Annotated in this window: 11 protein-coding genes; 6 read left to right on the top strand and 5 right to left on the bottom strand. The window is 34.4% G+C overall.

Going from position 1 to position 12487, the window contains the following annotated elements:
- Nucleotides 1–403: 403 nt before the first annotated feature.
- The 6 genes from rho (at nt 404) to BA1379B_RS06085 (ending at nt 7397) form a co-directional block, all read left to right on the top strand.
- Nucleotides 404–1669 carry a transcription termination factor Rho gene (gene rho / locus BA1379B_RS06110; RefSeq protein WP_078674073.1) on the top strand — a complete coding sequence of 422 codons (1266 nt, stop codon included), beginning with the start codon at nt 404–406 and terminating at the stop codon, nt 1667–1669.
- A 25-nt stretch (nt 1670–1694) separates the two neighbouring features.
- Nucleotides 1695–3002 (top strand): tRNA uridine-5-carboxymethylaminomethyl(34) synthesis GTPase MnmE, encoded by a 1308-nt coding sequence (gene mnmE / locus BA1379B_RS06105; protein WP_035006412.1) that lies wholly within the window; start codon nt 1695–1697, stop codon nt 3000–3002.
- Nucleotides 3003–3123: 121 nt separating this feature from the next.
- Nucleotides 3124–4992, top strand: a complete 1869-nt coding sequence (mnmG, locus tag BA1379B_RS06100; protein ID WP_078674072.1) for a tRNA uridine-5-carboxymethylaminomethyl(34) synthesis enzyme MnmG — start codon at nt 3124–3126, stop codon at nt 4990–4992.
- Nucleotides 4992–5651 (top strand): 16S rRNA (guanine(527)-N(7))-methyltransferase RsmG, encoded by a 660-nt coding sequence (gene rsmG / locus BA1379B_RS06095; protein ID WP_078674071.1) that lies wholly within the window; start codon nt 4992–4994, stop codon nt 5649–5651. Before mnmG ends, rsmG begins: the two co-directional genes overlap by 1 nt.
- Nucleotides 5648–6445 (top strand): ParA family protein, encoded by a 798-nt coding sequence (locus tag BA1379B_RS06090; protein WP_035006416.1) that lies wholly within the window; start codon nt 5648–5650, stop codon nt 6443–6445. The genes rsmG and BA1379B_RS06090 overlap by 4 nt, the downstream gene beginning before the upstream one ends.
- Nucleotides 6446–6488: 43 nt before the next feature.
- Complete coding sequence (locus tag BA1379B_RS06085; RefSeq protein WP_078674128.1) at nt 6489–7397, top strand: ParB/RepB/Spo0J family partition protein; 909 nt, start codon at nt 6489–6491, stop codon at nt 7395–7397.
- 84 nt (nt 7398–7481) lie between these two features.
- Here the strand turns inward: BA1379B_RS06085 and gloB are convergent, their stop codons facing one another.
- The 5 genes from gloB to dapF all read right to left on the bottom strand — a co-directional run bounded on the left by gloB (nt 7482) and on the right by dapF (nt 12388).
- Nucleotides 7482–8243: a hydroxyacylglutathione hydrolase gene (gene gloB / locus BA1379B_RS06080; protein ID WP_078692510.1), complete on the bottom strand. Its 762-nt coding sequence runs from the start codon at nt 8241–8243 to the stop codon at nt 7482–7484.
- A gap of 83 nt (nt 8244–8326) precedes the next feature.
- Nucleotides 8327–9001, bottom strand: a complete 675-nt coding sequence (locus BA1379B_RS06075) for a septation protein A (protein ID WP_035006422.1) — start codon at nt 8999–9001, stop codon at nt 8327–8329.
- Nucleotides 8998–10239, bottom strand: a complete 1242-nt coding sequence (gene ftsY, locus BA1379B_RS06070; RefSeq protein WP_051668852.1) for a signal recognition particle-docking protein FtsY — start codon at nt 10237–10239, stop codon at nt 8998–9000. Before ftsY ends, BA1379B_RS06075 begins: the two co-directional genes overlap by 4 nt.
- A gap of 14 nt (nt 10240–10253) precedes the next feature.
- A complete protein-coding gene (mtaB, locus tag BA1379B_RS06065; protein WP_078674068.1) occupies nt 10254–11537 on the bottom strand; it encodes a tRNA (N(6)-L-threonylcarbamoyladenosine(37)-C(2))-methylthiotransferase MtaB in 1284 nt (427 codons plus the stop codon).
- The gene (gene dapF, locus BA1379B_RS06060; protein ID WP_078674067.1) at nt 11537–12388 is read right to left on the bottom strand and encodes a diaminopimelate epimerase; all 852 of its coding nucleotides are present in this window, start codon (nt 12386–12388) and stop codon (nt 11537–11539) included. Before dapF ends, mtaB begins: the two co-directional genes overlap by 1 nt.
- Nucleotides 12389–12487 lie beyond the last annotated feature (99 nt).

Genomic DNA, 12487 nt, shown 5'->3' with positions numbered 1-12487 from the left:
AATTGAGGATAAATGAAGGATAAATAATAATCCACATTAAACACAGGTTTTAATAAGAATAATCCCTTCAAAATTTTAACTTTATTAAATTATATCTCAAAAAAAATTTAATATATTCCAAGTGATATCTAAGTGATTAGATATATCAGCTCTTAAACCCTAACGAACTTAAATAAAATTCCATATTCATTTTATAAAAAAATAAAACAATATAATTTTCCTAAAATAGCTTATGAAAAAATACCTTCTTACAGAACAAATTTGTTTTTTCTTTAATATTCGTGATTGAGTAATGCTTGCAGTTTAAAAGAGTTGAGTATATAACGTCCTTATCTAGAGGAATATTCTTTATCCTTTTAAAAACTCTAGAAACAGTTCCCCCATTAATCAAAGAGCATATTTTATGCAGGAAATGAAATTACAAGAGCTAAAAAGTAAAAATCCAGTTGAACTTGTTTCTTTTGCTGAAACATTGGAAGTTGAAAATGCTTCTTTAATGCGCAAACAGGAATTAATGTTTGCTATTTTAAAAAAACTTACTTTACAAAATGTAGAAATTATAGGCGAAGGTGTTGTTGAAGTTTTACAAGACGGATTTGGATTTCTTCGATCTGCTGATGCTAATTATCTTCCAGGACCAGATGATATTTACCTTTCACCAACACAGATACAAAATTTTTCATTAAAAACAGGAGATACCGTCGAGGGACCAATACGAGGACCAAAGGAAGGAGAAAGATATTTTGCCCTCCTTAAAGTTAATAAAATTAATTTTGAAGATCCTGAAAAAATTCGTTACAAAATTCATTTTGATAATCTTACTCCTCTTTATTCAAATGAGCGTTTTCAAATGGAAGTGCAAAATCCTACGGATAAAGATATGTCATCACGAGTAATTGATTTGATATCTCCTCTAGGAAAAGGGCAAAGGGGATTGATTGTTGCACCACCACGAACAGGAAAAACAGTTTTATTACAGAATATTGCTCATTCTATTACAACAAATCATCCTGAATGTTATCTTATTGTTTTATTAATAGATGAACGTCCAGAAGAAGTTACTGATATGCAACGTTCTGTAAAAGGGGAAGTTGTTTCTTCTACTTTTGATGAACCAGCAATACGTCACGTACAAGTCGCTGAAATGGTTATTGAGAAAGCTAAAAGATTAGTTGAATATGGACGTGATGTTGTTATTCTTCTTGATTCAATTACACGTCTTGGACGCGCATATAATACTGTTGTTCCTTCATCAGGAAAGGTTTTAACAGGTGGTGTGGATGCAAATGCCTTACAACGTCCTAAGCGTTTTTTTGGTGCAGCTCGTAATATTGAAGAAGGAGGATCTTTAACTATTATAGCAACAGCTTTAATAGATACGGGAAGTCGCATGGATGAAGTTATTTTTGAAGAGTTTAAGGGGACTGGTAACTCAGAAATTGTTCTTGACCGTAAAGTTGCTGATAAGCGTACTTTTCCAGCTATGGATATTATTAAATCAGGAACACGTAAAGAAGATCTTTTAGTAGCTCGTCAAGATTTACATAAGATTTTTGTTCTTCGTCGTATATTAGCACCTATGAGTGTAACAGATGCTCTTGAATTTTTAATTGATAAATTAAAACAAACAAAAAATAATAGCGAATTTTTTGATTCAATGAACACGTAATTTTTTTTGGATTAGGATTAATCCTGTGGATACAATCTTTGCTATTTCAAGTGGATTGTTGCCTTCAGGGGTTGCAATTGTTCGCCTTTCTGGCCCTCGTGTGAAATATATTGTAAAAACACTTTGTGGTTGTTTACCTAAAGCGCGCTTAATGCATTATGGTAACCTTACTGCTCGTGACGGAAGTTTTTTAGATTCTGCCTTAACTGTTTTTTTTCCTGCTCCTCATAGTTTTACAGGAGAGGATTGTGCCGAGTTTCATTTACATGGAAGTAAAGCAGTTGTTAATCGCTTTCTTGATGAATTAACTACATTTGAAGAATGTCGTCTTGCAGAGGCAGGAGAATTTTCGCGTCGAGCATTTATTGAGGGTAAATTAGATTTAATTCAAGCAGAAAGCCTTGCTGATTTAATTCAAGCAGAAACAGAAAGTCAGCGACGTTTAGCTGTTATGGGTACGAGTGGTACTTTAACAAAACTTTATCGTGATTGGCGCCACATACTTATAACAGCACGTGCTTTAATAGAAGCAGAACTCGACTTTTCTGATGAGAATGATATTCCTAATTCAGTATCTGATAAAGTTTGGAAAGATATAAAAAAACTTTATCATTCGTTGTGTGAACATATTTCTGCAGGAGAACGTGCAAGTATTTTGCGTGATGGAATTAAAATTGTTATAGTAGGTGCTCCAAATTCTGGAAAATCGAGTATTCTTAATCGTCTTTCTGGGAGATCTGTTGCTATTGTATCAGAAGAAGAAGGAACAACACGTGATGCTTTAGAAGTTAGATTGGTATTGAGTGGTTTACTTGTTCTTTTTACAGATACGGCTGGTTTAAGGAAAACAGAAAATACGATTGAACTTTTGGGAATTGAAAAAGCAAAACAGCATATTGTGGAAGCTGACTTAGTTATTTTTGTTTATGATATGAATAATCCTCAAGAGATTAATTTACCAAAAACATCAGCTGAAATTTGGCATGTAGGTAATAAACTTGATCTTTGTGAAGGAAATAAAGCACGTTGGCCAATACAATTTTCGACATTAAGTGGTTTAAATTTTGATTATTTTATAAAAGAGATAGAATTATTTTGTTTACGTCGTGCTACTGAAATTGGAGATGCTATTCCAGCAAGAAAAAGGCAGCTTCAATTATTGAAGGAAGCTGCTGAAGAAATTAATGCATCTATGAATTCTACTTCTCTTGATTTAAGTTTATGTGCAGAACATCTTCGTCGTGCAAGTCATATACTTGGGCGAATTGTAGGTGATATTGATGTTGAAGATTTACTTGACGTTATTTTTTCAGAATTTTGTGTTGGTAAATGATGATTCACGTGAAACATTCCAGTTCTTCTGTAATTATTTTATAGACAGATTAACAAGATTATGTATTTTATAAGTTTTGTTTATATAAAATTTAAAATCAATTCTGTATGGAATGAATTAAATGCAATCATATGATGTCATTGTTATAGGAGGTGGACACGCTGGTTGTGAAGCAGCTTCGGCTTCAGCGCGTGTTGGAGCTCAAACAGCACTTATTACATATCAAATATCAACAATTGGAACAATGTCATGCAATCCCGCTATTGGCGGACTTGGAAAAGGGCATTTGGTTCGTGAAATAGATGCTTTAGACGGTTTAATGGGGCAAGCAGCAGATGCTGCTGGAATTCAATTTAGACTTCTTAATAGAAAAAAAGGACCAGCAGTAAGAGGTCCACGGACACAAGCAGATAGACAATTATATAAAAATAAAATTCAACAACTTTTGCAGGAACAAGATAATTTAATTCTTATTGAAGATGAAGTTATTGATCTAATTGTTAAAGATAATCGCGTATCAGGTGTTGTTTTAAAAAAACAAGGAAGTATTTTTTCGAATGCCGTTGTTTTAACAACAGGTACATTTTTGCGTGGATTAGTCCATATTGGCAATAAAACATGGCCTGCTGGTCGTATGGGCGAAAAATCAAGTATACAACTCGCCGAACGCTTAAAGAATTATAGTATAAATCTTGGACGATTAAAAACAGGAACACCTGCTCGGCTTAATAAAAAAACAATTTTTTGGAATAAACTTTCTAAACAACAGGCTGATGAAGACCCTGTTCCATTTTCTTTTTTGACAGAAAAAATTGAACAACCTCAAATTGAATGCGCCATAACACGAACAAATGAAAAAACACATCAAATTATTCGTGAAAATATTCATAAATCAGCTTTATATTCTGGAGCCATTGAAGGATTAGGACCGCGATATTGTCCTTCAATTGAAGATAAAATTATCAAATTTGGTGATCGTGATGGACATCAAATTTTTCTAGAGCCAGAAGGATTAGAGAATAATACGATTTATCCAAATGGTCTTTCCACATCTCTTCCTGAAGAGATACAACTCTCTTTTTTGAGAACAATTGAAGGTTTGGAAAATGTTGAGATTTTACAACCTGGTTACGCAATCGAATATGATTTTGTTGATCCTAGACAACTGTTCAAAACTTTAGAATTACGATCTTTGCCAGGTTTATTCTTAGCAGGACAGATAAATGGTACAACAGGCTATGAAGAAGCTGCAGCTCAAGGTCTTTTAGCTGGATTAAATGCCGCTCGTAAGGTTGGTGGTTTGGAAGAAATTATTTTAAGTCGTTCTACAGCTTATATTGGTGTTATGGTAGATGATTTAATTTTACGTGGGGTTTGTGAACCTTATCGAATGTTTACATCGCGAGCTGAATTTCGCTTATCACTTCGAGCTGATAATGCAGATACCCGCTTAACACCTTTAGCACAAGAATGGGGTATTGTGAGTCAGACTCGTTGGAGTTGCTATCAACAAAAACAACACCATCTTGATCAAGCACGTTTAATGTGTCAAAAACTTTTTTTAACGCCTAATGAAGCATTTGTTCATGGCTTGCAAATAAATCGTGATGGAGTTAGACGTTCTGCTTATGATCTTTTAGCTTACCCTCATATGAATGTAGCACGTCTTGCACATTTTTGGCCACAATTGCATTCAATCGATGCCAAAATAGTTGAAGCTTTGGAAATTGAAGCTCAGTATGCGGTCTATTTAAAAAGACAAACACAAGATATTATAGCTCTTCAACGCGATGAGCATTTAGAAATACCTTCTTCTCTTAATTTTCAAGAAATTTCTGGTCTTTCGAATGAGTTAAAAACAAAAATTCAACAAATATCGCCGCGTTCAATTGCTGATGCACAAAAAATTGATGGTATGACACCAGCAGCATTATCTCTAATCCTTACATATATTCAACGTCAACGACGTGAAAAAGCGAAATTAGCTTAATGGTTATTTCTACAGAACAAAAATATCAAGATATTTTAGAAATAATACCCTCTGTTTCACGTGAAACGATGAAGCATTTAATAGAATTTGAATCTCTCGTAATTCAATGGAATATACATATTAATTTGATTTCTGCCACAACAATACCAGTTTTATGGAAACGTCATATTTTAGATTCTGCACAAATTTATCCTTTGAAAAGTCAATTTCTACACTGGTGTGATCTTGGATCAGGAGGAGGTTTTCCCGCCATTGTTCTTGCTATTTTTCTCAAAGAGAAAAAAGGTGGGCATATTGATTTAGTAGAAAGCAATGGGAAAAAAGCAGCTTTTTTACAAAATGTTATAGCAAAACTTAATCTTCCAGCAACAGTTCATCATTGTAGAATCGAAGATGTCTATAAAAAAATAAAAACACCAGATATTTTAACAGCAAGAGGTTTAGCTTCATTAGACACTCTTTTACATTTTATGTCACCTTGGTTAACACAAAAAACAGTTGCTCTTTTGCAAAAAGGTAGGGATTACGTTAAAGAAATAAAAAATGCTACTGCCAATTGGCGCTTTGATCTGCTAAAACATGAAAGTAAAATTGATAAAAATTCTGTTATCTTAGAAATTTCTCATGTTCGATCATGTAAAAAGGGTAAAGCAAAATGAGCGAAACACGAATTATCGCTATTGCAAACCAAAAAGGTGGGGTAGGTAAAACAACAACGACAATTAATCTTGCAACAGCTTTGGCTGCTATTGGTAAAAACATTCTTATTATGGATATTGATCCACAAGGAAATGCAAGTACAGGATTGGGAATTGATCGGAATAGTCGTCCTTTATCATCTTATGATGTTTTGGTTTCTGGAATCTCAGTTGCAGATGCTGCTTTAGAAACAGCGGTGCCTAATCTCCACATTGTTCCATCTACACTTGATTTATTAGGCATTGAAATGGAAATTGCTTCTTCACAAGATCGTATTCAAAGATTGCGTAAGGCTCTTTGTCATGATTCCAAAATAGCCAAAAAATTTAATTATATTTTAATTGATTGTCCTCCTTCTCTCAATCTTTTGACATTAAATGCTATGGGGGCTGCAAACTCTGTTCTCGTTCCAATGCAGTGTGAATTTTTAGCTCTTGAAGGCTTAAGCCAATTACTTGAAACTGTGAAACAAGTAAGGTCTATTTTAAACACATCTTTAGAAATTCAGGGTATTGTTTTAACAATGTATGATGGGCGAAATAATCTTTCAAATCAAGTTGTCGAGGATGTTCGCTCTTTTATGGGAGAAAAAGTTTATCGTACTGTTATTCCTCGTAATGTACGTGTTTCTGAAGCTCCTTCTTTTGGAAAACCAGTACTGCTTTATGACCTCAAATGTGCTGGTAGCCAAGCCTATCTGCGGTTGGCGTCGGAAGTTATTCAACGTGAAAAACAAGCGCAAGCTGCAGCTTAGAAAGTGTAAAGAAATAATTGTAAAAAATTTAAAGAGAAAAATTATGAGTGATGATCAATCAAAAAAAAGACTGGGACGCGGGCTAGCAGCATTGATTGGGGAGATCAACTTAAACGGTAATCCTGCGTATTCGGCGAGTTTTGATAAGTTCACGTCGAAACCGAGTGTTGCTCCTATAGCTTCTGAAAAGTTTGTTCCTATTGAATTTATTTCCCGTAATCCAAATAATCCAAGACGTCAGTTTACTGATTCGGAACTTGATGACTTAGTACAATCAATTCGTCAACATGGTATTGTTCAACCTATTATTGTTAGACCTTCACGTACTCATCCTAATCAATTTCAATTAATTGCTGGTGAACGGAGATGGCGAGCTGCACAACGAGCCAATTTAAATCAAGTACCAGTTATTATTCGCGATGTAGATGATAAGACTGCTTTGGAATTAGCAATTATCGAAAATGTTCAACGAACTGACCTTAATCCTATTGAAGAAGGGATAGGATATGAGCTTTTATTAAATGAACACGGATATACTCAAGCAGATTTAGCAGAAATCATTGGAAAAAGTCGTAGCCATGTCACAAACACTCTTCGCTTGTTGAAACTCCCACAAAAAGTGCAACAATTTTTGATAGATGGTCATATTTCAGCGGGTCATGCACGTTGCCTTATTACAGTTGAAAATCCACAAGAGTTAGCAGAAAAGATTATCCATGAAGGACTCTCTGTACGCCAAACAGAAATACTTGCACAAGAATATGGAAATTCTAAGATTAAAAAACAGACTTTAGTAAGAAAAGATATGGAAACACAATCTTTAGAAAAATTGCTTACTGATGTGATTGGAATGAAAGTCATCATTAGACATGGTAAAAAAGGTGGTAATTTGAAGATTCATTACTCATCATTAGAACAATTAGATGATATTTGTCGGCGTTTACAAAACTAATTTAAAGATATAAATCCAATTGATATATTTAAAATTGAATCTCGAATTTTTCTATTTTAAAAAAGGACATTATCGTAAATAAAGTTAAAAATGATCTTTTCTTTTACGGATTTCAGCAAAAACTTCTTCATCTGTTGCTTTTTCCATTGCGAGGTTTTTTCGTAAAATAGGATCATCCCAACGAAGAAAAGGATTTGTTTCTTTTTCTTTTCCTAAAGTTGTTGGCAAGGTCATAGCATTTTGGGCACGTAACGAAAAAACTTCTTCTGCTCTTTGATGAAGTTTTCTATTTTGTGGATCAATCGTCAATGCAAAAAGAGCATTTTTTTCGGTATATTCATGTCCACAATAAAGGATTGTTTCATCAGGAAGTTGACGGAGTTTTTTTAAAGATGTTAACATTTTTAAAGGAGTTCCTTCAAAAAGACGTCCACAACCGAGTGAAAAAAGTGTATCTCCAGCAAAGAGTAATTTAGCTTGAGGAAAATAATAGGATAATGCTCCTAATGTATGGCCAGGTGTTGAGAGGGCCATAAAAGTTTGTGTACCAAAACAAAATGTTTCATCAGGTTGTAGTGTATGATCAAGAGGAGTAATTTTTTTGCTTTCTGCTGCTGGTCCAATAATCATAGCATTATAAGCTTGTTTTAATTCTGCCAGTGCTTCTACATGATCATAATGATGATGAGTGACAAAAATAAATTGAAGTGTCCAGTTACGCTTCTTCAACATATTATAAATTGCTTTGCCTTCAGGCGCATCGATTGCAGCAGTACACCCACTTTTTTCATCGTGAATGAGAATGCCAAAATTATCTTCTCGACAGATAAATTGTTCAATTAACATCTATCTTCTCTACGGTATAATGTTAAATTTATGAAGCAATTCATAGTGATAAATTCTCGATGCGCGATGTAAGAATAGGATTATTAATCTTCTTTTGTTAAATTTTTTGAATGTTTTATGATAAGAGGCATTTGTGTCAGCATAAAGAGAAATGTTAGAGGCATAACGCCAAAGACTTTAAAATTGGTCCAAAAATTATCGCTAAAATTTCGCCAGATGATTTCATTTAGAACAGCAAGAAAAATAAAAAAATATGCCCAATTATAGGTGAGTTTGTTCCATCCAGACTCGTCAATTTTCAGACCAGAATCAAAAACATAACGCAAAAGGGGTTTTTTAAAGAATAAACCACCAAATAAAATAAAAGAAAATAGGCCATTAATGATTGTAGGTTTCATCTTAATAAAAGTGTCATCGTGAAGCCAAAGAGTTAGAAAACCAAAAACAAGGATGAATATTCCTGAAATAAGTGGGATTACAGGAATTACACGTGTAAGAAACCACGATAAGCTTAAGGCAAGAGTAATTGCTATCATAAAAAGAGCTGTTGCGGGAAAGATAGGTTTATCAAAGTCTTTAAAAAGCGCGATATTCTTTATCAACCACTCACCTTTATAATTAGCAAGGAAAAAAACAACTAACGGACCCATTTCTAAAAGAAATTTAAGAATTGGCAAAGACGGTTTTTTTTGCATATTATTGTTTTTTTTCAAATTAGAGTCATTATCTGCATTTGGTTTGAAAAGAGAAAATTTCATGTGTATTTTCCTATAATAGCTTCAGCAAAATCAGAGGCAGAAAAAGGTTCAAGATCTTCAACATTTTCGCCTACACCAATAAAATGAACGGGAATTTTATGTTTAGATGCAATGGCAACAAGAATTCCTCCGCGCGCAGTACCATCAAGTTTTGTCATAACTAAACCATTTACACCAGCTATATCACGAAAAACATTCACTTGGTTGAGAGCATTTTGCCCAGTGCTCGCGTCAAGTGTTTGAAGAACAGTATGAGGTGCTTGAGGATTATGTTTACCCAAAACACGAATAATTTTTGCTAATTCATCCATTAATTCAATTTTATTTTGTAAACGTCCCGCTGTGTCAATAAGCAAAACATCATAGTTTTCTTTTTTAGCTTTTTCATAAGCATCAAAAGCTAAGCTTGCAGCATCAGCACCAAGTTTTGTTGAAAAAACAGGAGCTTTAGCACGTTCCCCCCAAATATGTAATTGTTCAACAGCTGCAGCGCGAAACGTGTCTCCAGCAACAAGCATAACTTTTAGACCTCCCATAGTTAGTTTAGCCGCTAATTTTCCAATGGTTGTGGTTTTTCCGGTTCCATTTACACCGACGAGTAAGATAACATGGGGTTTGTGATTAAGATCAATTTCTAATGGAAATGCAATTGGCTCAAGTACCTTTTTAATTTCGTTAGTTACAATAGTATAAATATCTTTTGGTGACAAATTTTTTTCATAATAACGCGTTGATAAGATATCAATAATGCGTGTGGTTGTTTCTATACCGAGATCTGCTTGAATGAGAATATCTTCTAATTCTTGTAATGTGTTTTCATCGAGTTTTTTCTTGACAAAAAGCGTACCAATTGAATCACTTAATTGTTGTGAAGAACGAGATAATCCTTTTTTTAGGCGCTCAAACCATGCTGCTTTTTTTTGTTCAACGGTTAAGGCGGATAAAGGCTTTTCATTTTTTTCTATAATTGTATCAGTAACAATCACTTTACGAGAAGATTTTTCAGGAAGAGCAATTTTTTCACTAGATTCGATAAGTGTTGTCTTTTGTATTTTCTTTTGCTCGCATTCTTCTTTTTGTGCATCTATGGAAGAATATTTGCTGTTTATCTTTTCACTTTTATATTCATTTTGCTCTTCTTCACTGATTTCATGGGAGATAAGAGGCTGCTCTTTTTTTATTATTTTTTCTTTAGATGTATTAAAAGAGAGTATTTTTTTGATAAAAGACTTTTTCATGAGGGCTTTCCTGCTTAGGCTGCATTCGATTCAGGAAGTGTGGCAATTAATTTATTTCCATCGTGATCAACAATGAGAGCTTTAACGATTGCTCCAGCTTTAACATCTTTAATTTGTGTAAGTGTATAATCTTCTGTTCGTCCAATTCCATCTCTTTCGACAAGAATTGTTTGTTGGCTATTTTTTAAATAAATAAGATGTTTTTGGTAAGCTTTTTCCCCTTCTTTACGTAATTTTTCAGCGCGAATTTTAATTATTTCACGACTAATTTGTGGCATACGCGCAGCTGGTGTTCCTTCTCTTGGGCTGAAGGGAAAAACATGGAGATGTGTCAAACCACACTCATGAATTAAAGCCAGACTATTTTGAAACATTTCTTCTGTTTCCGTAGGAAAGCCAGCAATTAGATCAGCACCATAAACTATTGTAGGGCGTTTAGCTCGTAAATCTTGGCAAAACTGAATTGCATTTTCACGCAAGTGTCGTCGTTTCATCCTTTTTAAAATCATATTATCACCTGCTTGTAAGGATAAATGCAAGTGTGGCATGATTCTTTTTTCATATGCTAAAAGATTAATCAACTCTTGATCTGCTTCGATAGAATCAATGGATGAAAGACGCAATCGTGGCAAATCAGGAACATGGTGTAAAATAGTTGAAACTAATTTTCCTAAAGTGATTTTTCCAGGTAAGTCAGGACCATAACTTGTGAGATCAACACCTGTTAAAACAATCTCTTGAATACCATTGCCTACAAGTTGTTTAATTTGTTCAATAATGATGCCCATAGGGACTGAACGTGATCGTCCGCGGCTATAAGGAATGATGCAAAATGTACAACGATGATCGCATCCATTTTGTACTTGGACAAAAGCACGTGTGCGTCCTTCTAATGCATTAATCATATGTGGTGCAATTTTATGAACTTCCATAATATCATTAACACGCAGTTTTTCATCATGATTAATGCCGAAATCAGGAAGTTGACGGTAGGAATGAGCATGGAGTTTTTCTTCATTGCCTAAAATGAGGTCGACTTCTTTCATCAGAGAAAAATTTTTTGCTTCTGTTTGTGCTGCACATCCCGTGACGATAATACACGCATGAGGATTTTTGCGCTTCGCTTTTCGAATTGCTTGTTTTGCTTGTCGTACAGCTTCAGCGGTGACGGCACAGGTATTAAAAATAATAGCACCACCTTTAAGTTCATTAAGACCAGCAGAAGTACTTTCTTTGCGTATGATTTCTGATTCATAACTATTGAGTCGACAACCAAAAGTCACAATTTCTATTGTCATTAAAAAGAATCCTTTTTGTAGTCTCCTGTTAAAGGGTTTAAAAGACCGCTAAATTCATATTCTACAGGACCGGTCATAATGACGTGATCATCTTCTTGGTAAAGAATAGAAAGATTTCCTCCCAGTAAATTAACATCAATACAACGTTCTGTTAATCCGCGGCGGTAAGCTGTTACTGCACTGGCGCAAGCTGCACTGCCACAGGCTTTTGTTAAACCTGCTCCACGTTCCCATGTTCGTAAAATTAAACTGTTTCGTGATGTTACAGAAGCAATGGAGATATTACACCGTTCCGGAAAAAGTGGGTCATTTTCAAGTTTTGGTCCATATTTTTCTAAAGGAATATGCTCAATATTATTTTCAACAAAAAAAATAGCATGAAGATTTCCAATAGAAACAAGAGAAGCATCTTTTAAAGGTCCGGCTGTTATTTCTACGTGATTGGTATCAGCGACTTCACGAGCAATAGGCATATTTTTTGCATCAAAATTTGGGCGTCCCATATTAACAGAGATTAGACCATTAGCTTGACGTTTCCCTTCAACAATACCAGCAGGTGTTTCTAATTGAAAGCTTTCACCAAGATTATGTTTCGTCAGCCATTCGATAACGCAACGCGTACCATTACCACAAGCTTGTGCTTTTGAACCATCCGAATTCCATATCTCAATGCGAAAATTAATTTCATTTTTAATTGAGGGGTGAATCGTCATAAGTTGATCAAAATATGTTTGTGGATTTTTAGCTAGAGCAAGAATTGCTTGCTGTGTAATATTATGTGTGCTTTCACGCATATCAGCAACAATAATTTTGTTTCCAAGACCGTTCATTTTGCTGAATGGTGTTTCCATAAGATTTCTCTATTTTTTGTGCAATAGTAAGTCTAGCAAAGAATATAATGACTGAAAATTTTACAAATTACCAGCATTGACAGAAATAAAATGAAAGGA

It is taken from the genome of Bartonella sp. A1379B (assembly GCF_002022485.1).
Classification (GTDB): Bacteria; Pseudomonadota; Alphaproteobacteria; order Rhizobiales; family Rhizobiaceae; genus Bartonella; species Bartonella rochalimae.
The sequence above is the reverse complement of the archived record's forward strand: the minus strand, read 5'-3'. Positions and strand labels throughout refer to the sequence as shown.